Source organism: Limnohabitans sp. (genome assembly GCF_044361645.1).
Classification (GTDB): domain Bacteria; phylum Pseudomonadota; class Gammaproteobacteria; order Burkholderiales; family Burkholderiaceae_C; genus Limnohabitans_A.
This window is the reverse complement of the sequence record NZ_JBIKIL010000011.1, coordinates 10323-32726: the sequence shown is the minus strand read 5'-3', so window position 1 is coordinate 32726 and position 22404 is coordinate 10323. Positions and strand designations below refer to the sequence as shown.

The window sequence follows — 22404 nt, the reverse complement described above, 5'->3', positions numbered from 1 at the left end:
ATTTTGTGAACTGAGCTTGCCCCATGTACACCTACACCGAATTTGACAAACAATTTGTGCGCGCCCGCGCGGCCCAGCACCGCGACCAACTGGAGCGCTTTCAAGCCGGGCAATTGACCGGCGATGAGTTCAAACCCCTGCGCCTGCAAAACGGCTGGTATGTGCAGCGCTACGCGCCCATGCTGCGGGTGGCCGTGCCCTATGGCGAAATTTCGGCACCCCAGTTGAAAGTGCTGGGCCAAATTGCCCGCGACTACGACACCCCCGATGCTGCGCTGTTGGCCGAGGCCCAAGCCACACAAGACAAAATTGCCGGTCTGGCCCCGAAACTGAGCACCAATTTCGGGCACTTCACCACCCGCCAAAACGTGCAGTTCAACTGGATTCCGCTGGACCGCTCGGCCGATGTGATGGACCTGCTGGCCAGCGTGAACCTGCACGGCATACAGACCAGCGGCAACTGCATCCGCAACACCACCACCGACGCGCTGGCCGGTGTGGCGGTGGACGAGGTGGTCGACCCCCGGCCCTATGCCGAGCTGATCCGCCAGTGGAGCACGCTGCACCCCGAGTTCGCGTTTTTGCCGCGCAAATTCAAGATCGCCATCACCGGCGCTTTGGAAGACCGCGCCGCCATTGGCTGGCACGACGTGGGCCTGCAGTTGGTCAAAAACGCCACCGGTGAAGTGGGCTTCAAGGTGCAAGTGGGCGGCGGCATGGGCCGCACGCCGGTGGTGGGCACGCAGATCCGCGCGTTCCTGCCTTGGCACCAGATCATGAATTACTTAGAGGCCGTGGTGCGGGTCTACAACCGCTGGGGCCGCCGCGACAACCTGTACAAGGCCCGCATCAAGATTTTGGTCAAGGCCGAAGGCCAGCGCTATGTTGACGAGGTCGAGGCCGAATACCAGCAAATCCTCACCCAAGACGGCGGCCTGCACACCATCCCACAGGCCGAGTTCGAGCGCGTGGCCGCCTGCTTTGCCGCGCCTGAACTGCACTTGCCGCCAGACGCGCAGCAGGCCAAGGCTTGGGCCATCAAAGCCGAGGCCGACGTCAGCATCGAGGCTGCCAAAACCCCGGCCTTTGCCCGCTGGTTGGCGCAAAACGTCCAGCCGCACCAAAACCCCGCTTTGCGCGCCGTGACCCTGTCCTTCAAGCGCCCAGGCCAAGCACCGGGCGACGCCAGCGCCGACCAGCTGGATGCCGCTGCCGCCTTGGTGGCCAAGTTCTCGGCCGGTGAAGCGCGTGTCTCGCACAGCCAAAACCTGGTGCTGCCCTGGGTGCGCCTGGACCAGCTGCACGCGCTCTGGCTTGAAGCCAAAGCGCTGGGCTTGGCCCAAGCCAACATCGGTTTGCTGACCGACATGATCGCCTGCCCCGGCGGCGACTACTGCGCGCTGGCCAATGCCCGCTCGCTGCCTTTGGCCTGTGCCATCACCGAGCGCTACCAAGACCTGGACGAGCTGAACGACCTGGGGCCCATCGACTTTCACATCAGCGGCTGCATCAACTCTTGTGGCCACCACCATTCGGGCCACATCGGCATTTTGGGCGTCGACAAAGACGGCAAGGAGTGGTACCAGGTCACGCTGGGCGGCTCGGACGGCAAAGCGCTGTCAGGGCCGACTGGCCCTGGCAAAGTGGTCGGCCCCGCGTTCTCTTCGTTTGAAGTGCCCGAAGTGATCGAGGCGATTTTGGACACCTACAAAGCCTTGCGCCAAGCCACGCAAGGTCGCCACGAGTATTTCATCGACACCCTGCGCCGTGTCGGCCAAGACCCGTTCAAGGCCGCAGCCAACGCCGCACGCCATGCCGCTAACGGTGTTGCCACCGATGCCACTGCCGATACCCAAGCCGATGCCCAAACCGCCTGAACGCTCAGAAGAAACCCGCCATGAACATCCTGTCTGCTTCAGAACACCAAACCCTGGCCTCGCCCGCCGTGCTCACGCTGGCCAACGATGTGGACCCCCGCACGCTCAAGCTGCACGGCGTGACGCGCATCGACTTGCACTTCCCCAAATTCACCGACGGCCGCGCCTACAGCCAAGCTTTTTTGCTGCGCCGCCGCTTGGGGTTTGCGGGCGAATTGCGCGCCACCGGCGAGGTGCTGATCGACCAATTGGTGCAGATGCAGCGCACCGGCTTTGACGTGGCCGTGCTCAAAGCAGGCGTGGACGCCTCGGCGGCGCAGCGCCAGTTCGAGCGCTTCAGGGGCTTTTACCAAGGCTCTGCCGTGGGCACCCAACCGCACTTTGCCGAGGCAGCATGAGCGCTTCTTCTTTGAACTCTGCGCACAGAGCGTCCATCAGAGCGCCCGCCAAAGCCACGGAACAAAACGCCAAGGCCAGCCCTGACTTTGCCGCCAAGCTTGCCGAGACTCAGGCACTGCTGCAAGGGGCTGCGTCGGCGTTCGCCCCCGTCACCCAAGCTTCCAGCCTGGGTGCCGAAGACGTGGTGATCACGCACCTCATCAACAGCCTGAACTTGGACATTCCTGTCTTCGTGCTGGAAACGGGCGCACTGCACACCGAGACCTTGGCCTTGCTAGAGCGCACGCAAGCGGATTCGCGTGCGCCCATCCAGGTGTTTCGCCCGGTGCACGAATCGGTGATCCAGTTCGTGCGCCAGCATGGACAGGACGCGATGTACCAAAGCATAGAGCTGCGCAAAACTTGCTGCGGTATCCGCAAAATGGAGCCCCTGGCCCGCGCCTTGCAGGGCCAAAAGGCCTGGATCACCGGCCTGCGCCAAGAACAGTCCAACGCCCGCGCCGAAGTGCCGCTGCGGGACGACAGCGACGTGGGCCCCGGCTCTGACCCCACCAAGCCCAGCCCCACCACCGGCCTTTACAAATTCAACCCCTTGGCACGCTGGACTTGGGGCGACGTGTGGCACTTCATTGCTGAACACCAGGTCGACTACAACCCGCTGCACGACCGTTTTTTCCCCAGCATCGGCTGCGCGCCGTGTACCCGCGCCATCAGCCTGGGCGAGCCCTTTCGCGCCGGTCGCTGGTGGTGGGAGGACGAAACGGCCAAGGAATGCGGCTTGCACGTCAAAGCCTGAAACCCCTTAGGCGCGGTCTCTGACCGCGGTCCATTCGACAAGCTTTTCGCGCTCAGAAACCGCTCCTGCAAAAACGAGAAACCCACATGACCGCCACCACAACCACCGAATCACACGCCCTGAGCAAGGCCCACCTGGACGCGTTGGAGGAAGAAACCATCTTCATCCTGCGCGAAGTGGCGGCGGCTTTTGAGCGCCCCACTTTGCTGTTCTCGGGCGGCAAAGACTCCTTGGTCATGCTGCGCTGCGCCGAAAAGGCTTTCGGCGCGGGCCGCCTGCCCTACCCGCTCTTGATGATCGACACCGGCCACAACTTCCCCGAAGTGACCGACTTTCGCGACGCACGCGCCCAAGAGCTGGGGGCCAAACTCATCGTGCGCAGCGTGCAAGACTCCATGCGTCGCGGCACGGTGCGCCTGGCCCACCCGGGCGAGAGCCGCAATGTGCACCAGTCGGTCACGCTGCTCGAAGCCATCGAAGAGTTCCGCTTTGATGCCCTCATTGGCGGTGCGCGCCGCGACGAGGAAAAGGCCCGCGCCAAAGAGCGCATTTTTTCGCACCGCGACAGCTTTGGCCAGTGGCAACCCAAGGCCCAGCGCCCCGAGCTGTGGACGCTGTTCAACACCCGGCTGCAGCCGGGTGAGCACTTTCGGGTCTTCCCCATCAGCAACTGGACCGAGCTGGACGTGTGGCAGTACATCGCCCGCGAACGCATCGCCCTGCCTTCCCTTTACTACTCACACCCGCGCGAAGTGGTGGAGCGCCGAGGCCTGTTGGTGCCGGTGACGCCCCTCACGCCGCCCCAAGACGGCGAAACCGTGCTGCTGCGCGACGTGCGTTTTCGCACCGTGGGCGACATCACCTGCACCTGCCCGGTGGCCAGCACCGCCGCCACGCCCGAGCAAATCGTGATCGAAACCCTGGCCGCCGATGTGAGCGAGCGCGGCGCCACGCGCATGGACGACAAGACCTCTGAGGCGTCGATGGAAAAGCGCAAGAAGGATGGCTATTTTTGAGCAGCGCACGCCCGCCTCATGCCCCCGTCATGGCGAGCGCAGCCTGGCCATCCACCCCCCACCATCAGCCCCCCACCATCAGCGCCCCACCACCAGCCCCCCACCAGCGCCATACGCCAACCCGCATGCAGCGCTTCGTGCCTTGCGATGACAGGCCACGGCACACCCAACACCCACAAAGCAGCCCCTTATGAAACCTGAGCATCCCCACACCAGCGCCCTCAAATTCATCACCTGCGGCTCGGTCGACGACGGCAAAAGCACGCTGATTGGCCGCCTGCTGGTGGACACCAAGGCCGTGCTGCAAGACCACCTGGCGGGCGTGCAGCGCTCAGGTGAAACCGACCTGGCCCTGCTCACCGACGGCTTGAGCGCCGAGCGCGAGCAAGGCATCACCATCGACGTGGCCTACCGCTACTTCAGCACCCAAACGCGCAAGTTCATCATCGGCGACGCGCCCGGCCACGAGCAGTACACCCGCAACATGGTCACCGCCGCGTCCAGTGCCGACGCCGCCGTGGTGCTGGTGGACGCGATCAAGCTCGACTGGGCCCAGCCGGATTTGCAGCTGCTGCCACAAACCCGCCGCCATGCGTTGCTGGTGAACCTGTTGCGCGTGCCCGCCATCGTGTTCGCCATCAACAAGCTCGACGCCGTGGCCAACCCGACGCTGGCCTTCAAGCACATCTCGGGCGCCTTGCACCAATTCGCGCAAGAAGCGGGCATCCGCATCACCGCCATGGTGCCCATCTCGGCCCTCAAGGGCTGGAACGTGGTGGACAGCCACGCCCAAGACAGCGGTGACGGTGACGGTAACGGCCAGGCCCAAGCGGCCTGGTGCGGCTACACCGGTGCCAGCCTTTTGCGCATGCTTGAAAACCTGCCCTCGACGCCCGCCGAGACCGAGGCGGCCTTCAGCTTTCCGGTGCAGTGGGTTGAAAAATGCCACGACTCCGGCGTGACCGGCCAAGGCCGCCGCGTGTTTTGGGGCCGGGTGGCCACTGGCAGCATCGCCCCGGGCCAAACCGTGCAGGTTTTCCCCAGCGGCCAAACGGCCGTGGTGGCGCAGGTGCAAAGCGCCACGCGCCAGCCGCAAAACCAAGCCGCCGGGCACAGCGCAGGCATCGTGCTGGACCGCGAGGTGGATGTGTCGCGCGGCGACTGGCTGGTGTCAGAGCACAACGCACCCCAAGCCCAGCGCCAGCTGAGCACCACCATCGCTTGGATGGACGACGAGCCCTTGGTGGCCGGCCGGGTTTACTGGGCGCTGCATGGTCACCGCTGGGTCAAGGCCAAGGTGCAGCGCGTGGTGCACCGCCTGAACATCAACACCCTGGCCGAAGAAGAAGCCACCGAACTGCCCTCCAACGCGATCGGCCATGTCACCCTGGCCCTGCAAGAGCCGCTGCTGACCCTGCCCTTTGCCCAATCGCGCGCCTTGGGCGCGATGGTGCTGGTGGACACGGCCAGCCACAAAACAGCCGGGGCCGTGATGGTCCTCTGAAGCTTCCCCCTGTTGGCACAGGCCCCTGTGCTCGCCACGGGCGCTGACCTGCCGACCCGCGTGCTCGTCCAGCGTGCACTGGGGTCAAACGATTCCCTTTAAAATCCAATGTCTTGCGCGACACACAAGCGCTGCATCCAATCCCAAGCTCACCATGACCCACGTTGTTTCAGAATCCTGCATCCAGTGCAAATACACCGACTGCGTGGACGTTTGCCCCGTCGACTGCTTCCGCGAAGGCCCCAACTTCCTCACCATAGACCCCGATGAGTGCATCGACTGCGCCGTGTGCATCCCCGAGTGCCCGGTCAACGCCATCTACGCCGAAGAAGACCTGCCCGCCGACCAACAGCACATGACCCAACTCAACGCCGAGCTGGCCCTGCTGCCCGGCTGGAAAAGCATCACCAAGCGCAAAACCCCCATGCCCGATGCCGACGCATGGAAAGACAAAACCAGCAAACTGTCCGAGCTGATCCGCTGACCCTCGGTTTGCGCCCGACAGCGGACCCGAGCGCCCGCTTTGCCTGGCCGAACATTTCGGCCTTTTTTTTGAGCCCACCTACCCCACACGCCGCCCCATGAGCCACCCCATCGACACCGAAGCGCTGGTCATTGGCGCAGGCCCTGTGGGCCTGTTTCAGGTGTTTCAACTGGGACTGCAGGGCATTCACTGCCACGTGCTCGATGCCCTGCCCCATGTCGGTGGCCAATGCGCCCAGTTGTACGCGGACAAACCGCTTTACGACATCCCGGGCATCCCGCTGTGCACCGGCCAAGAGCTGGTGCAGCGGCTGCAACAGCAAGTGGCCCCTTTCAAGCCCACGCTGCACCTGGGCCAACAGGTCAACCAGATCGAGCGCCAAGCCGACCAAGGCTGGGCCGTGACGACCGACTCAGGCCAAAGCTTCCTCACCGCCACCGTGTTCATTGCCGCTGGCGTGGGCGCTTTTGTGCCGCGCCGCATGGTGCTGGACGGGCTGCAGGCTTTTGAGGGCAGCCAGGTGTTTGCTCAGCACCCCGCGCCCGCACACTGGGTCGGCCAGCACTTGGTGGTGGCCGGTGACAATGATGCCGCTTTGCAAACCTGCCTGGACGCCAGCCAAGGCCCACAGGCCGCCGCCAGCGTGAGCTTGCTGCACCGACGCGACCAGTTCAATGCCGCACCCGAATTGATCGCGCAAATGCGCCAAGCATGTGAGGCGGGCCGCATGCGCTTTGTGGCCGGGCAAGCCACAGGACTGCGCGTCGAGGCCGGTCGCCTGCAGGCCCTGGCGCTGCTCAACCCGCAAGGCGAAACACAATGGCTGCGCCTGGATGTGCTGCAAACCTGCCTGGGCTTGTCGCCCAAACTCGGGCCGGTGGCGCAATGGGGCTTGGCCATGGAGCGCAAGCAATTGGTGGTCAACACCGAAAGCTTCGCCACGTCCGAACCCGGCATCTTCGCGGTGGGTGACATCAACACCTACCCCGGCAAAAAGAAGCTGATTGTGTGCGGCTTCCACGAAGCCACCCTGGCCGCCTTTGGGGCCGCCGCCTTGCTGCGGCCAAACGAAAAGACCCTCTTGCAGTACACGACCACATCCAAGCTGTTGCACCAGCGTTTGGGGGTTTGAGCGGGCGCTTGCAGGGGCTGCCCGTTTCAGCTTGCGACGCTCCACTGAGGTGCAATCTGCCGCTGCACCGGGCCAAAAGCCGCTGGCACCCAGCACTCAGCGCCATCCAAGCAGATCGGTCCTTGGGTTTGGCACTGACACTGACAAGCTCAAGCTCAAGCTCGCTTCACTTCAAAGCCTTGAAGCGCACGCGCTTGGGCTTGGCACCCTCTTCGCCCAAGCGGCGTTTTTTGTCGGCTTCGTACTCTTGGTAGTTGCCGTCAAAAAAGACCCACTGGCTGTCGCCCTCGGCGGCCAAGATGTGGGTGGCGATGCGGTCCAAAAACCAACGGTCGTGGCTGATGACCATGATGGAGCCGGCAAACTCCAGCAGCGCATCTTCCAGGGCGCGCAGGGTTTCCACGTCCAAGTCGTTGGAGGGCTCGTCCAGCAGCAGCACGTTGCCGCCTTCGATCAGGGTCTTGGCCAGGTGCAAACGGCCGCGCTCACCGCCCGACAGCATGCCGACCTTCTTTTGCTGGTCGCCGCCGTTGAAGTTGAAACGCCCGCAGTACGCCCGGCTGGGCATCTGGAACTTGCCGACGTTGATGATGTCCAGGCCGCCCGAGACGTCTTCCCACACGGTTTTGTTGTTGTCCAGGTCGTCGCGGTTCTGGTCCACAAAGGCCATGCGCACGGTCTGGCCGATCTTGACCTCGCCGCTGTCAGGCTGCTCTTTGCCCGCGATCAGCTTGAACAGGGTCGATTTACCGGCACCGTTGGGGCCGATGATGCCGACGATGGCACCCGCAGGCACTTGGAAGCTCAGGTTGTCGATCAGCAAACGGTCGCCAAAAGACTTGCTGACATTTTTGAACTCGAACACTTCGTTGCCCAAACGCTCGGCCACCGGGATGAAGATTTCCTGGGTCTCGTTGCGCTTTTGGTAGTCGTAGTCGCTCAGCTCTTCAAAGCGGGCCAAACGCGCCTTGCTCTTGGCTTGGCGGCCCTTGGGGTTGGCACGCGCCCACTCCAGTTCTTTCTTCATGGCCTTGGAGCGGGCGTCTTCGGTGCGCTGCTCGGTGGCCAAACGGGCGTCTTTTTGCTCCAACCAGCTGGAGTAATTGCCCTTGTAAGGAATGCCAGAGCCCCGGTCGAGTTCCAAAATCCACTCGGCGGCGTTGTCCAAAAAGTAGCGGTCGTGGGTGATGGCCACCACGGTGCCGGAAAAGCGCTGCAAAAACAGCTCCAGCCAGTCCACGCTTTCAGCGTCCAAGTGGTTGGTGGGCTCGTCCAGCAGCAACATGTCGGGGCGCGAGAGCAGCAAACGGCACAGGGCCACACGGCGCTTTTCGCCACCAGACAATTTGCCGATCACCGCATCCCATGGGGGCAGGCGCAGCGCGTCGGCGGCGATCTCCAACTGGTGCTCAGAGGCATCACCCGCGGTGGAAATGATGGCTTCGAGTTGGGCCTGCTCGGCGGCCAGGGCGTCAAAGTCGGCGTCCTCTTCGGCGTAGGCGGCGTACACCTCTTCGAGGCGGGCTTGCGCGGCCTTGACCTCGCCCATGCCGCTCTCCACGGCTTCACGCACGGTCTGCTCGGCGTCCATGATGGGCTCTTGCGGCAAATAACCGATTTTGAGGCCCGCCATGGGAATGGCTTCACCCTCGATCTCTTTGTCGATGCCGGCCATGATCTTGAGCAAAGTGGACTTGCCCGAACCGTTGGTGCCCAGCACACCAATCTTGGCACCTGGGAAGAAAGACAGCGAAATGTCTTTGAGGATGTGACGCTTAGGCGGCACGATCTTGCCCACCCGGTTCATCGAAAATACGTATTGAGCCATGTGTAAACCTGAGTAAAAAAGGGCACCCAACCGGTCAAACCGAGGGCGTCAACTGCGCCACGCCACGGGCAAAAATTTGCAATGGCGCTGGGTACAACCCGGCATTATCCCTGCTGGCCGCTGAAGCGACTGAAAAATCAGAGTGCCCGCTCCGACACCACACCCGAACGGCTGGAATACTGCACCCGGCTGTCCATCGCTTCGACTTGCACGCGGGCACTGCGCTGGCCATAAACCTCAGCCCGCAACCAGGCGCATTCGGCGTTGAGCAGCGCATCAGAGGCCAAACTGCACCACCACACTCGGCCCTCGCCGTCCCAGCGGTAGCCCCGGGCCTTGAGTTTGTCTTTGGCCTCAAACGGCGCACCCGTGGCGCGCAGCTTGTAGCGCGTCTGGTCTGCCCCCGCCAACAGGCGGGCCAAACCCGTCTGCCCATCGGCCAGCGGCGCGGCCAGCACCTGCAGCAAAGCATGGCAGTCGACCTGCGCCCGGTGCGCGTCGTAAAACCAGCCGCGCTCAGAGGCCAAAAACTCCAACTTGGCCGAGCCGCTGCCCTCTTTTTTCCAGTCGATGCCAAGAAAAGAGCAGCCCCAGGCCTTGCCCGCAAACACCGGCAAGCGCGCCTCGACAAACGGCCGGTCAAAACCGGCGTTGTGCGCCACCACCAAATCGGCCTGCTGCACCAGCGCGTTCACCGCTGCATCGTCGATGCGCTGCCCTTGCACCATGCTGTCGTCAATGCCGGTGATCTCGGTGATCTGGGCCGGAATCGGCCTGCCCGGGTCTTCAAACGACTCGTACACCGTGACCGGCCCCACGGGCAAACCGGTGGCGGTGTCGACCAGCACCGACAACATGGCCAGCTCGATCACTTTTTCGCTTTTGCTGTCGAGACCGGTGGTCTCGGTGTCCAGCACGATCACGCGCTGGGTGGTCTGTCCGTTCACTGAAGCGTTCACTGGTCCGTAATCGCTGCGCGGCACCAAACGGCGCAGCACCCGATAGTCGGGGTGCTGCGCCAGCGCTTGGGCCATGGCTTCGGGGTCGGTGGGCGAGTCGACAGGCGCGTCGAAAAAACTCATTTGTCGGGTGTTGCTCATAGCCCGTATTAAACCGCCTCTTCAGGCACTTCGGCCCCCAAATCGCCCGCAATCAGCTTGAACTGCGCCAAAGCCGCTTGCAGGTCTTCGACGATCTCTTGCGCAATCACGGCGGGCGCGGGCAGGTTGTCGCTGTCGGCCAGGCTCTCGTCCTTGAGCCAAAAGATGTCCAGGCTGGTTTTGTCGCGGGCGATCAGCTCGTCGTAGCCATAAGCACGCCAACGGCCATCGGGGTTGTCTGCGCTCCAAGTCTCGGCCCGCTCGTGGCGTTGGCCCACTTTGTACAGCGCCACAAACTCGTCCAAGTCGGCCCGGCGCAGCGGGTTGGTTTTGAGCGTGAAATGCCGGTTGGTGCGCAGGTCGTAAATCCAGAGTTTTTTCGTCCACGGGGTTTCAGACGCTGGCTTTTTATCGAAGAACAGCACGTTGGCCTTGACGCCTTGCGCATAAAACAGGCCGGTGGGCAGGCGCAGCAAGGTGTGCAAGTCGCACTCGTGCAGCAGCTTTTTGCGGATGGTCTCGCCCGCGCCGCCTTCAAACAGCACGTTGTCGGGCAACACCACCGCCGCGCGGCCATGGATGGCCAGCAGGGTTTTGATGTGCTGCACAAAATTGAGCTGCTTGTTGCTGGTGGTGGCCCAAAAGTCGTCGCGCTCGATGGTGTCTTTTTCGCTGCTCACGCGGCCGTCTTCGCCCACGATCACGGTGCTGCTCTTTTTGCCAAACGGCGGGTTGGCCAGCACCACCTCAAAGCGCTCACCCGGGTCTGCGCCCAGCGCATCGCCCACACGCACCGGCACCGACTTTTCAGAACCAATGCCGTGCAGCAGCATGTTCATGGCGCACACCCGGGCGGTGGCCTGCACCAGCTCAAAGCCCACAAAGGCGCTTTCTTTCAAGTGCTTTTTCTCGTCCTTGGTCAAGTTGGGGTGGTGGTCCACCACATGCTGGTGCGCGCTGAACAAAAAGCCGCCCGTGCCGCAAGCCGGGTCGCACACGCGCTCGGTCGGCTTGGGGTCTATGCACTCGACCATGGCCGCAATCAGCGCACGCGGCGTGAAGTATTGGCCCGCCCCGCTCTTGGTGTCTTGCGCGTTTTTCTCCAGCAGGCCTTCGTAGGCATCGCCCTTCACGTCCGCGCCCAGCACCGTCCAGGTCTCGGCGTCGATCAAGTCCACAATCACGCGGCGCAGCTTGGCCGGGTCTTGAAACTTGTTTTGCGCCTTGGCAAAAATCAAACCCAGCGTGCCTTTTTCTTGCCCCAGCTTTTCGAGCGCGTGGCGGTAATGGTCAAACAAATCATCGCCATCGCGCACCAGCAGCGTGGGCCAGGCATAGGCAGCGGGCACGATGCTGGTCTGCTTGTAGGGCGGCTGGCTGCGCTCGTCGGCCATCTTGAGGAACAGCAAATAGGTCAGCTGCTCCACATAGTCGCCATAGCTCATGCCATCGTCGCGCAGCACGCTGCAATAGTTCCAGAGCTTCTGGACAAGGGTGTGGGTGGTGGTGTTCATTCAAGGAAATCAAAAATATAAATTGTTCATTCGCTATTCGCGAATAGCGAATGGAATCAGATGGCTGGCGCTTGTGCCCTCGCCCAATGGACTGCAGCGGTCGTGTCAATCTTTGTGATGCCCAGTTCGGCCAGTTTGGCACGGACCGCGTTAGCCGCCACAAAGCGCACAGGCGTCAAAACAATCTGTCCGTCTTTGGCTTGGACATCAAAGTAGTCGGTCGGCTCTACGCCTTGCATCAGAATTTTGGGCAGCGTGATCTGGTTTTTTGTATTGAGTTTGGTCAGCATGGGGATCTCCTGGGCTCAGTGAAAATTCATGGTTCGCGTTTAACAACCAAGCGATACGCCTGATCTGGCCGATTGGGCAGGCCTGGGCTTTGAGTCGTGCCGTCCCTGCAAATGACAGGAGTTCGGGTCTCAAATGACAGGAGTAGAAAGACACAGAACCGGGTTTATGCCGCCTGAGCAAAGCGCAGCAAGGCGTCTTCGTCATTGGACGCAGCAAACACTGCCCCCATGTTGACCAGATCGCAGCGAACTTCCTCAAACGCACCAAAGCGGTCAGTCTCAACAGGCGGTTGCGTCACAGCCAAGAGCATGGACTTGGGCATGGCGTTCACACGCTCCAAATGACGCAAGCGGCCCAGCCATTGGTTGCCATGGTCCAGTATGCGCAGAGGGTCTTCATAGGCCAAGTGCATAGGCTTGATCACCCGAAAGGCCTTGCCATCCGCATCCAGCTCGGCAAACGGCACCTTGAATTGCAGGCCATCCACACCAAGTTTGGCGCTTTGGAATCGGTCGCCCAAGCCCTCACGCCGCAGCACGCCGCGAACCGCCTTCTCAATCAGTTTTTCTTGGTATTCGGGCGTTGCAAAGTCGTGATCAACATAGTGATCGAACAACTCTTGCAGCTTAGCCTGGGGAGACTCCGTCATCACGGCACGCACGGCGGAGAACCGAAACAAGGCCTCGCGTGGTCGCACCAAATCATCAAATATCCACGGCTGTGAACTGTTGGCCGCCATGTCACGGGTGCGGGTCAATTCTTCGGCAAAAGCTGCTTCGCCCTGCGCAAAGACACGACGATCCAGTTTGTCAAAAAAGCCACTCAGACGACGCCATTTGTTGGACAACTGAAAGTCGAAATAGCGAGCCGTAGGCGCATGGATCACGATGCCCACGTTGGCGAACTCCTCCGTTTCTGCATAGGGCAGAAAGCGAATGATGGAATAACGAGCGACGTGTTTCATTGAAAACCTCTTTCAAGCCGGGCACGAAACGACAACCGGCGCTTGGGGTTGGGCCCCACAAACACCGGGCGCTGCAGCCGCGAGGCACGCGGCAAATACACCACAACAAACGGCCTGCCCTCGTCTTCCACCGTGCGCACATCGTCGTCGCGCAGCAGGTTGGCGCTGATCTTGTGCCGGTCATTCAGCTGGTTCCACAACACCGTGCGCAACTGCGCGGCATCGGGCACGCCCTCACACACCAGACCAGACGCCTTTTCGGCCACGCCCAACACGATGGTGCCGCCCTGGGTGTTGGTCATGGCGGCATACGACGCCCAAAAACTGCCGGGCATGCCACCGCGTGCCGACTTGAATTCGGTGTCAAGGCCTTCGGTGCTGGACTGCAGGGCAGTGAAGAGGTCGAGTTGGGACATGGGGCTCAGAGAATTAAACCTCGGCCTGAAGCTGAAGCGCACACGGGCACACCAGCACCTTGCCGATCCAATTGGACTTGTCGACGATGCTCTGGCCGTTGTGATCGTCGTTAGCGACAAAGGTGCAAAGATAGAAAGGGCTTGTATTCATGGTGCGCAGCTCAAACCCAGTAAGGCACATATTCTGCAAACTTCTTCCCACTGCCCACATCCTTGCGCTTGATTCGTCCCGCATCCACCGCGTCACTGATCAAATTGGTGATTTGGTTGCGGTGTTTATCGTGCAGCTTGAACCGCTCTCTCAATGTGGTGTTCGTCAAAGACTGGCTAGAGAGGTACTGCAAAACCGCATGCTGATAACAGGCCTCAATGCGCTGCGGCATGGCTATGTCTGAAAACTTCTTTGGTGCCCCAATGGTCACGCGGAAAGCATTTTCATGCGAGACCCAAAGTAAAGGCGGCAAGCCAAAAAACTCGATAGCGCTGATCACTTTTTGAAAACCCGTGCCCCGCTCTTCGCAAATGCGAAACCTGCGGAATGACGACGCCAACTTTTCATTGCGCGACTCGGGTGTCGTACCAATCAAGCGGTCAGGCTTCTTGCTTGGCAACAGCGTGCCAGGGTTAGTGACTTCAATGCGGTCATCAAAAATTTCAACCATAGGCCCTGCGCCACTGACCGAAAAATCTTGATGAATCAGTGCATTGGCAATCAACTCGCGCAGCGCAATCTCGGGGTACAGCGAAACCTCTGTTCGCAGCGACTGATGTATTACCTCGGAATGCGGCAGAACTCGTTTCAAGTGCGCCACCAAACCCTCAAAACCCACCGCATAACCACGCTGATCCGATAGCTCGTCAATCGTGTTGACCTTGTTCGTGCCTCGGTAGCGAACAAGGCGAATCCCCTTGCGATCCAGCGGCGGAAAGTCACCCAGTTTGCGTGCCGCAGCAATTGCACCAAAGTTCGTCACATAAAACCCCCGTCCCTCAGGCAAAACCATGTTCTCGTCAATGAGCCAACGGGCCAGGTCTTGCGAGTCCTCTGGCAGCGGGCGCTGTAGCAGCTTGGCAATCGCCTCCAAGTCCAACATGCTTTGCACATCAGCAAGCGACAGCAAGGGCGAAGCGCGAAGGTCTTCCCACTGCGGCGCCGAGCTGTGCAACATCAGCACCCCAAGCTCTTGACGCGAAGCCTTGCGTGTAGTGCCGCCAGAGCGAATCCACGTTTCTTCGATCGACTTGCCCCTGCGATGCACCGGCTTGACCGCCTGCTCTGACACACGAATCAACAACACACTCCCGCCACCAAACGCTACAGCTGCATGATCCAGCGCCAAAGGCGGCTCTACAGCATCCCGCCCAAGATTGGTGAGGGTGCTCACCACAACGGCCACTTCATCAGCCGAGATGCCATTCACAACGCCATCATCATCCACCCCAAATACCAAGGTGCCGCCACCGGGGTGATTGGCAAAAGCCATCAAGTGCTCGGCCAGTCGTGCGCTGTTGACTGACAAACGCGCCTTCCAATCAATTTCATTGATCTCATGCGGCACCGGTCGCAAACTCTCGGCCAAGCCCCTCAGGGCTTCAGGAATCCAGTGTTTTACAGTCATGTGATAGCAAGTTATTGATTTATATAGGGTTTTTCAAAATTTCCGGATTCACGTGTGATAAGTCTAAGCGGCACGTCCACCACCACAAACTGCCTGCCCTCGTCTTCCCCCGTGCGCAACTGCGCGGCATCGACCACGCCCAAGACGATGGTGCCGCCCTGGATGTTGGCCATGGCGGCATACGACGCCCAAAAACTGCCGGGCATGACACCGCGTGCCGACATGAATTCGATGCCGATGCCTTCGGTGCTGGATTGCAGGGCGGAGAAAAGGTCCAGTTGGCTCATGCTGACTCATTCTCCTGCAACGCTTTGAGCGACCGCCCCTGGGCGTCCTTCCACTCTAGCCGCCCGTTGGCACTGCGGCCCAGCACCACGCTGGCCGCTGTGCTGGGTGAACTGAAGGCATAGTCCTGCGTGAATGCGTAGGTGTTGCCCTGCTCAACCAGCACACCCAAATCCTGCAATTGCTGGCGCATAGCCAGCGTCCCGGGCGGAACCGAAGGCACCGCTTGCACTGCCGCCTGCGAACCCGCCTTGACCACAAAACCCTGGGTGGATTCATAGCCACGGGCCAACAGGCCTTTGCCCTTGCACGTCAGCTCTGGCGCGCTGACGGCGGGGGCATGGGGAGGCTGCACGAACGCATGCACACCCAGCACCGGCAGCATGCCCAGCATGTGCGCCAGAAACACCTGCATGTCGGCGCGGTCGGCTTCGCTGAGGGTGGGTTCGGTCTCGTTCTTTTTATTCTCTACATCCAGCGGCACGCTCTTGACCTGCTTGGGTAGGCGGATCAAGTAGTTTTCTAAAAAATTGGGGTCTAAATCAATGGCTGTGGCGAGCACCTCAAGTTCATCATGCGCTTGCCCCATCACCCCAAAAAATTCGCCTTGGCATTCCAAAAGTTGGCTTGCTCAAATGTGTCCATTGTGTTGGTGAGCGGACTTTGACTTAATTAATTATTAAAGAAACTTCTGAGATTTTCGATGGCTATGCGGTTGTAGGCAATGCAGCTTTTTGACATTTTGTTGCTGTGTCCTTTGTCATGGAACTCGGCCAAATAAACACGACCTTTGTGCAGGACTGCAGATGTCGAGTAGGGGCGATTTTTATAACCTAGGGCGCTTATTTTCATCCACGGATGCCCTTGCCATTCGTCACGCTCTATGCCTGTTATTTTTTGCTTCAAGTCTGCTTTGCGATGAGCTTCAAACGCTTCAATGTTCTTGAAGGGAGAAAATCGCTGGCGCGAGAAGTAAAACGCTGCGGCTTGAAAATTTTGTGATTCCAAAAGCAAGCATTTGGCCCCATCGGAAAATGTTGGACTCGTCTTGATCCGGGCAAGGCTGATGCCGGCAGCGATCAACATGGCGTGCGTACCCAGAGTCTTGTCTTTTAAATCAACAACACTTGTCATGAACTGAATATTTGCGACTGGTTGGTTGCCGCTGCCAACGATCGCTTCAAAGATCTGGTTGTCACTTGTTTCTGATTTGGATTCAAAAGAGATCAGCTGATCGGCCAGGCCAGCTTCAAACAGATAAGCACCGGTGGATTTTGCTGTCGGCTTGTCATTTATGTTGATGATTTGAATGCCATCGTCAAAAACAAGATGGGCGGCGTCGAAGGGGTGGGTGACTCCAAGCCTCAGCTTGTCAGAGATTTCCATGTCTATGGACAGCCACTGTCCATTTGCCATGGCATGGGATGACGAAAAAAGCAGAACACAAGCTAGGGTTCGCCAGGTATTCATATAAATCCAGTGTTACCGCAGCACTGATTGGCCGCTAAAAACTGCACATGCGCCTTGTTGAGCGCCTGCCCCATGGAGACAAAACAGATCGCCCGTGTCCAGAAGTCTTTTTGGACAGTGCCGCTGTGGTGCGTGGCCAGGCGCGGCTTGATCGGATCGCCCTCGCCAATGTAGAGCCGGTCACCCTCGCCGTCTTCACGCGGCCCCAGCAGCAGGTACACGCCGGTGTGCTGCAGCTCGGCCCGGTTGGCCACGCTGGGCTGCGCCCAGGCCGCACGCGGAAACACCAAAGCCTTGCCGTTCCAGTTGGTGCGATCCACGGTGCGCAGGCCATCGGGGTCGCCGTCGGCGACGAAGATGCGGAGCGATAAGGGAGTGGGCATCATGCCAATGGATTGGCAACCGTGCGATACGCCTGATCCGGACGATTGCGCACGTCAGGGTATCGAAGTTCCAACACACCATCTTTCACCATGGCTGTCAAGAAACGGGTTTGCAGCTTATCCGCGTCTCGATCCACCAGTGCTGCGAGCTCAGACGTCGATAACCATCGACCGGCACACAGTTGCCTGATAACAATTTTCAGTTGGGGCACCGGCAGTTTTTTGTTTTTCCGGGCAGGTTCTGCCATTGGCAAAAGCGCCAATACCTCGGCTGACAAACCAGCCAACCGGTCGAATTGGGGGGAGTCCCCGCCGAATTGGGGGGAGTCCGGTAGCAATTGGGGGGAGCTTTGGGGGGAGTCCCCCGCCAAATGACGGGAGTCCTCGCCCAATTGGGGGGAGTCCCCCGCCACGCGGTAACTGGCCCAGCGGCGCTGGTTTTGCTGGGTCAGCAGGCCATCGCGCACCAGGGTTTGCAGCACGCCCGTGATGTCTTTGGAATGCTCACCAGTGATTTCCTGCATGCGGGCATTGGTCACGCTGCCCTCTACCTGGGCGGTCACCACCGCCTGCACCGCCGTTTTGTCTAGCTTGGCAAACCGGTCGCCAAAGCGCTGGCGCAAGGCCAAGTCCACCTCGCCCGGAATCAAGCTGACCATGGGCAGCACCAGCTTCACGCGGTCGGGTTGCAAAGACTCTTCGAGCCGGGGCGAACGCCAATGCTGCGCACGCCAGCCCGCCCGGATTTTGTCCATGCCCGAGCCCGCCTTGTCGCCACCCCCCATGAGCTGAAACATCAGCTGCAGGCTTTTGTTACGGCACTCGCTCACGCCGCCTTTTAAAAGCTGCTCTCGCGAAACAAGCAAGGAGCCGGGGTTAGACAACTCGATCCGGTCCGGGTAACGCTCAATCACCACGCCACCTTGGCCTCGGTGGTCGGCGTGCACCAACGCGTTCACCACTGCCTCGCGCAAAGCCTCGTGCACAGCGGTATCGTCTTTGCGGTAAAGCTCTCGGTCCAGCTGAAAAGGCATCTTCAAGTCGCCCGACAAACGCTGCATGACCCGCAGATAAAACTGGAACAGGTTGTTTTCCCAGGTGCCATCGGGCACCACGCGGTCGGTCCAGCGCACGGCGGGGTCGTCAGACAGGCGCTCGCGGTAATCCACATGAAAGCCGGGCAAGGCATCGCGCAGCGCCTCAAAGCGGCCAAACATCAGCAAGCCCGCCACGGTGGCCCCCTCCAAGCCCGTGGCGCGGTCGCGGCGCAAGGCGCTCAGCTTGGTCAGCAGCGGCGCATCGTCCAGCAGCAACCAAGGGTGGTCTGGCGCACGGGATGCAAAGCGGTTGCGGTATTGCTTGACCGTGTCGGGGTCAAAGTCCGGCAGGCCAAAATGCGCCACGATTTGGGAATCGGCTGGCGTGTCGGACTGATCGGCCAGCATGCGGCGCACCTCGTCGTCCGAACAGCGGTAGTCGCCCTCTTCGGCACGGCGGTAAGTGCCCGTCATGGGGTTGGGCCCCACAAACACCGGGCGCTGCAGGCGCGAAGCACGCGGCACGTTCACAACCACAAACTGCCTGCCCTCGTCTTCTACCGTGCGCACATCGTCGTCGCGCAGCAAATTGGCGCTGATCTTGTGGCGGTCATTCAACTGGCTCCACAGCACCGTGCGCAACTGCGCAGCATCGGGCACACCCTCCCACACCAGGCCAGACGCCTTTTCGGCCACGCCCAACACAATGGTGCCGCCCTGGGTGTTAGCCATGGCGGCATACGACTCCCAGAAACTGCCGGGCATGCCACCGCGCGCCGACTTGAATTCGGTGTCGATGCCTTCGGTGCTGGATTGCAGGGCGGAGAAAAGGTCAAGTTGTCTCATGCTGACTCATTCTCCTGCAAGGACTTGAGCGACCGCCCCTGGGCGTCCTTCCACTCTAGCCGCCCGTTGGCACTGCGGCCCAGCACCACGCTGGCCGCTGTGCTGGGTGAACTGAAGGCATAGTCCTGCGTGAATGCGTAGGTGTTGCCCTGCTCAACCATCACACCCAAATCCTGCAATTGCTGGCGCATGGCCAACGTGCCGGGCGGAACCGAAGGCACCGCTTGCACTGCCGCCTGCGAACCCGCCTTGACCACAAAACCCTGGGTGGATTCATAGCCACGGGCCAACAGGCCTTTGCCCTTGCACATCAGCCCGGGCGCGCTGACGGCGGGGGCCTGGGGAGGCTGCTCGAACGCATGCACACCCAGCACCGGCAGCATGCCCAGCATGTGCTGCAAAAACACCTGCATGTCGGCGCGGTCGGCTTCGCTGAGGGTGGGCTCGGTGGGCTGGTTGGCGTTGTCCAAAGGCACGCGCTTGGCCTGCTTGGCCAGGCGAATCAAGTTGGCCTCTAAAAACTGCACATGCGCTTTGTTAAGCGCCTGCCCCATGGAGACGAAACAGATCGCCCGCGTCCAGAAATCCTTTTGGTCTTTGCCGCTGTGGTGCGTGGCCAAGCGCGGCTTGATCGGGTCGCCCTCGCCAACGTAAAGCCGGTCACCCTCGCCGTCTTCACGCGGCCCCAGCAGCAGGTACACGCCCGTTTGCTGCAGCTCGGGCCGGTTGGCCACGCTGGGCTGCGCCCAGGCCGCACGCGGAAACACCAGCGCCTTGCCGTTCCAGTTGGTGCGATCCACGATGCGCAGACCATCGGGGTCGCCGTCGGCGACGAAGATGCGGAGGGAGAAAGGGGTCATTCAAATTACTGCATGTGCAAGCTGATGGTCTTGATTGAGTAGTACACACCACTTCGCTACAGACGACAGCTCAGCCGTTGGGCGTGTCAGCTCGCGGACTTGCTTTAAGGCGCTCTTTGCTTTTTCTCTGGCCACCTCATTTCCGCCTGCAGCACACCGTGCCTTGTTCGACTGGTATTGATTGATCAAGGCTGACACCTTCACCCAAACCTTTCGGCGCGCCTCTGTCAGCGCTTCATGCTCATTTAACTTCAATCGTTTCACCGTCTCTTTGACGCGCAACTTGTCCCAATCGGAAGCGCCAGGTGCCGGGCAGGCTTTGCCCTCTTCATCGAAAGCCAAAAGTTTTACATCGTCAATGTCAATGGGGTCGAGCAAATAGGCCGACTCTGCCTCTTCACAGCGATGCTCATAGCGTGAAGATGGCGAACCCTCTTGCAACGGAAACCAGCCGCCTTTCATGCGGTTACCAACATTGCCACACAATCGGTAATTCCGGTAGTCAAACGCCAGCCACCAGTAACCGTCCCGTGGCGCAGACCCTTCCGCTTTTGCCTCTTTCTTGGGACGAAAGTGCTCGACGTCGTAATGCGAAAAAATCTCCTTCGCTTCTGAAAACCAGCATTTACCTGCTGACAAAGCCATAAGCCAATCTTTGAGTTTGCCCCAATGCGCCTTCTTTTCGTCAATCAACTTATTTCTCTCGTCACGTTTTCCCGCTGCATGTAGGGCAGCCAACTCTTTCAACAAGCTTTCGGATTCAGCCTGCCACTTGGCCCACTCAGCCTCAGTCCATGGTTTCCAGTTCGGAATATCGGCGTCGGTTGGCAATCGATTTTCCAAATCGATGTAAATCACAGCTTTCCTTCCTCTCGCAAAATTTCTTTAACCAGCTCGTCGGCAATCGCGTCTTGCTCCACCTGCTCTTGTTGGGTAAGCACTGGTTTGTGAAACCGCGTGTGCTTGGCCATCTTGCGCACGAACATGGCATAAAACGGGTCTTTGAAGTCGGCGTTGGAAAAACCAAGGTCAGCGAGCTCAGAGCTCAGACGGCGCATTTCTTCATCCTCGGCTGATGTGCGCACATCCATTGCATACAAGGCATTGCGCCTGAACAGGCGGCGTTCGGTCTCAAAATCCAGTGTGGACGAAAGACCAAACAACTCACTCTTGAGCAGCCCGGTCACGCCCATGCCTTGCGGATGCACATCTGGCGAGCCCACCAAAGTTTGATTGCCTTCACGACGCAAAATATGCACCTGCTCACGTTTCAGGCTGCCCACCATCATCGGATCGTGGGTGGTCAGCAAAATTTGTGATTCGCCTTGCACCATCGACCCCTTGCGCGGTGCCAGCACGTTTTCGATGTCATCAAAGTAGCGCAGCTTCCAAATCGGGTTCAGGTGTGTATCGGGCTCGTCCAGCAAAAACAGGCAATGGTCATCGCTGGTGATGCGCATCAAGCCCAGCACCGTGAGTATTTGCAACTCGCCTTCGGACAATTGCGTAAAGCTCACATTGCCGCCATGCGCGTCGCGCTTTTTCACGGTGATGCGCACCTCGTCAATCAGGTCGCCAATATAGGCCGCCTCTGCGTAACGAAAAAAGCTACTGGCGGTCCCTACCAAATCGCCAAGCTCTTTGAGCTTTTCTTTGTTGGGAACATACAAGAAAAGCTGCTTTTGCTGCTCGCGCCGCCCGCGAAAATCCACCACTTTGGACTCTACGTTCTGTATCGGGGCCCAGGCCACTTGCCACAGTTTGTCCAAAAACTCGCTCACAAATGTACCCCGAGCAAACCAAAAACGCGGGTCACCTTCCAAAATGTCATCGTCTTTCAAGTCGCGCAGACGGTAGGGCTGCTTCAGCACGAACAGCGCAGACTCCAGCGACACGATGTTCAGGTTGTCCAACACTTTCTTGAACACCGGGTCGTCTGACAGCAAACAAGCCAGCAGCACCAACTGGCTGTGACCACCACGGCAGTAAAACAAACGGCGCAGACGGTCGTCGCCAAACTGGCGCAGGATCTTAGTCTCTTCCCTTTGCTTGCGACCCGAGTCGTCAGTGCTTTCCATAAGTCGAATAAATCGGTGCTCGTGATCGCGAAACAGGGCCTCCATGCGTTCATTTCGGCCTGAGTAATAGGCAAACACGTGCGATGGCAACAAGCGCGGGCCGCGCCTTTCGTCGCGTGGCCGTTCGTCGCGTGGCTGTTTTTTGGGTGGGTCGTTTTCAGTCAGGTAGTTTTGCGCCTTCTTGTCACCATCCACCCACACCACCGGCGTGCTCTGCTCGGCCAAATGGGCTTTGATCTGGATCTGGTGGCCACGAATGTTGTAGTCCAGCTCGTAGTCAAACTCGGCAGGCAACCCCAGGTCGATGTTGCGAAAAATGATGATCAACGCCTCGATCAGGTTGGATTTGCCCGAGCCGTTTTGCCCAATCAGCGCATGGCTGCGAATGCGCATTGGCGGTGCATCTGGCGCGCTGCCTGCCGACGGCTCCAGTTGCGTGGCAAAGTTGATTTCCAGCCCCCGCAGGTTGCGGAAGTTGCTGATCTGAAGGCGCTGCAGTTGCATA

The 22404-nt window shown here is 60.0% G+C and carries 22 protein-coding genes; 7 read left to right on the top strand and 15 right to left on the bottom strand.

Going from position 1 to position 22404, the window contains the following annotated elements; all coding sequences use genetic code 11:
• Window positions 1–23 precede the first annotated feature (23 nt).
• The 7 genes from ACIQ39_RS03265 (at window position 24) to ACIQ39_RS03235 (ending at window position 7208) form a co-directional block, all read left to right on the top strand.
• The gene (locus ACIQ39_RS03265; protein WP_396433182.1) at window positions 24–1877 is read left to right on the top strand and encodes a nitrite/sulfite reductase; all 1854 of its coding nucleotides are present in this window, start codon (window positions 24–26) and stop codon (window positions 1875–1877) included.
• Window positions 1878–1897: 20 nt separating this feature from the next.
• Window positions 1898–2275: a DUF934 domain-containing protein gene (locus ACIQ39_RS03260; RefSeq protein WP_396433181.1), complete on the top strand. Its 378-nt coding sequence runs from the start codon at window positions 1898–1900 to the stop codon at window positions 2273–2275.
• Window positions 2272–3072, top strand: coding sequence for a phosphoadenylyl-sulfate reductase (locus tag ACIQ39_RS03255; protein ID WP_396433180.1), 801 nt, complete (start codon window positions 2272–2274; stop codon window positions 3070–3072). The genes ACIQ39_RS03260 and ACIQ39_RS03255 overlap by 4 nt, the downstream gene beginning before the upstream one ends.
• 86 nt (window positions 3073–3158) lie before the next feature.
• Window positions 3159–4088 carry a sulfate adenylyltransferase subunit CysD gene (cysD, locus tag ACIQ39_RS03250; RefSeq protein ID WP_396433179.1) on the top strand — a complete coding sequence of 310 codons (930 nt, stop codon included), beginning with the start codon at window positions 3159–3161 and terminating at the stop codon, window positions 4086–4088.
• A gap of 190 nt (window positions 4089–4278) precedes the next feature.
• Window positions 4279–5592 carry a sulfate adenylyltransferase subunit 1 gene (locus ACIQ39_RS03245; RefSeq protein WP_396433178.1) on the top strand — a complete coding sequence of 438 codons (1314 nt, stop codon included), beginning with the start codon at window positions 4279–4281 and terminating at the stop codon, window positions 5590–5592.
• Between the two features lie 154 nt (window positions 5593–5746).
• The gene (gene fdxA / locus ACIQ39_RS03240) at window positions 5747–6076 is read left to right on the top strand and encodes a ferredoxin FdxA (protein ID WP_396433177.1); all 330 of its coding nucleotides are present in this window, start codon (window positions 5747–5749) and stop codon (window positions 6074–6076) included.
• A 97-nt stretch (window positions 6077–6173) separates the two neighbouring features.
• The gene (locus ACIQ39_RS03235) at window positions 6174–7208 is read left to right on the top strand and encodes an NAD(P)/FAD-dependent oxidoreductase (RefSeq protein ID WP_396433176.1); all 1035 of its coding nucleotides are present in this window, start codon (window positions 6174–6176) and stop codon (window positions 7206–7208) included.
• Window positions 7209–7374: 166 nt separating this feature from the next.
• Here ACIQ39_RS03235 and ettA read toward each other — a convergent pair whose 3' ends face one another.
• The 15 genes from ettA to ACIQ39_RS03160 all read right to left on the bottom strand — a co-directional run bounded on the left by ettA (window position 7375) and on the right by ACIQ39_RS03160 (window position 22403).
• A complete protein-coding gene (ettA, locus tag ACIQ39_RS03230) occupies window positions 7375–9036 on the bottom strand; it encodes an energy-dependent translational throttle protein EttA (RefSeq protein ID WP_396433175.1) in 1662 nt (553 codons plus the stop codon).
• A gap of 137 nt (window positions 9037–9173) precedes the next feature.
• Window positions 9174–10136, bottom strand: coding sequence for a 3'-5' exonuclease (locus ACIQ39_RS03225; protein ID WP_396433174.1), 963 nt, complete (start codon window positions 10134–10136; stop codon window positions 9174–9176).
• Between the two features lie 8 nt (window positions 10137–10144).
• The gene (locus ACIQ39_RS03220; protein WP_396433173.1) at window positions 10145–11650 is read right to left on the bottom strand and encodes an N-6 DNA methylase; all 1506 of its coding nucleotides are present in this window, start codon (window positions 11648–11650) and stop codon (window positions 10145–10147) included.
• Between the two features lie 56 nt (window positions 11651–11706).
• Window positions 11707–11940, bottom strand: a complete 234-nt coding sequence (locus ACIQ39_RS03215; protein ID WP_396433172.1) for an AbrB/MazE/SpoVT family DNA-binding domain-containing protein — start codon at window positions 11938–11940, stop codon at window positions 11707–11709.
• 164 nt (window positions 11941–12104) lie between these two features.
• A complete protein-coding gene (locus ACIQ39_RS03210; RefSeq protein ID WP_396433171.1) occupies window positions 12105–12905 on the bottom strand; it encodes a DUF3037 domain-containing protein in 801 nt (266 codons plus the stop codon).
• Window positions 12902–13321, bottom strand: a complete 420-nt coding sequence (locus ACIQ39_RS03205; protein ID WP_396433170.1) for a helix-turn-helix domain-containing protein — start codon at window positions 13319–13321, stop codon at window positions 12902–12904. Before ACIQ39_RS03205 ends, ACIQ39_RS03210 begins: the two co-directional genes overlap by 4 nt.
• Before the next feature lie 161 nt (window positions 13322–13482).
• Window positions 13483–14901 carry an ATP-binding protein gene (locus ACIQ39_RS03200; RefSeq protein ID WP_396433169.1) on the bottom strand — a complete coding sequence of 473 codons (1419 nt, stop codon included), beginning with the start codon at window positions 14899–14901 and terminating at the stop codon, window positions 13483–13485.
• A gap of 50 nt (window positions 14902–14951) precedes the next feature.
• Window positions 14952–15227 carry a hypothetical protein gene (locus ACIQ39_RS03195; protein WP_396433168.1) on the bottom strand — a complete coding sequence of 92 codons (276 nt, stop codon included), beginning with the start codon at window positions 15225–15227 and terminating at the stop codon, window positions 14952–14954.
• A complete protein-coding gene (locus tag ACIQ39_RS03190; RefSeq protein WP_396433167.1) occupies window positions 15224–15787 on the bottom strand; it encodes a DUF4357 domain-containing protein in 564 nt (187 codons plus the stop codon). The genes ACIQ39_RS03195 and ACIQ39_RS03190 overlap by 4 nt, the downstream gene beginning before the upstream one ends.
• Window positions 15788–15897: 110 nt before the next feature.
• Entirely contained in the window at window positions 15898–16695 is a 798-nt protein-coding gene (locus ACIQ39_RS03185) for a hypothetical protein (protein ID WP_396433166.1), read from the bottom strand.
• Window positions 16692–17081, bottom strand: coding sequence for a GIY-YIG nuclease family protein (locus ACIQ39_RS03180; RefSeq protein ID WP_396433165.1), 390 nt, complete (start codon window positions 17079–17081; stop codon window positions 16692–16694). Before ACIQ39_RS03180 ends, ACIQ39_RS03185 begins: the two co-directional genes overlap by 4 nt.
• Entirely contained in the window at window positions 17078–18961 is a 1884-nt protein-coding gene (locus ACIQ39_RS03175) for an ATP-binding protein (RefSeq protein ID WP_396433164.1), read from the bottom strand. The genes ACIQ39_RS03180 and ACIQ39_RS03175 overlap by 4 nt, the downstream gene beginning before the upstream one ends.
• Window positions 18958–19821 (bottom strand): GIY-YIG nuclease family protein, encoded by an 864-nt coding sequence (locus tag ACIQ39_RS03170; RefSeq protein ID WP_396433163.1) that lies wholly within the window; start codon window positions 19819–19821, stop codon window positions 18958–18960. The genes ACIQ39_RS03175 and ACIQ39_RS03170 overlap by 4 nt, the downstream gene beginning before the upstream one ends.
• Window positions 19822–20679, bottom strand: coding sequence for a hypothetical protein (locus ACIQ39_RS03165; protein WP_396433162.1), 858 nt, complete (start codon window positions 20677–20679; stop codon window positions 19822–19824). It lies immediately after the preceding gene.
• Window positions 20676–22403, bottom strand: a complete 1728-nt coding sequence (locus ACIQ39_RS03160; protein ID WP_396433161.1) for an AAA family ATPase — start codon at window positions 22401–22403, stop codon at window positions 20676–20678. Before ACIQ39_RS03160 ends, ACIQ39_RS03165 begins: the two co-directional genes overlap by 4 nt.
• Window position 22404 lies beyond the last annotated feature (1 nt).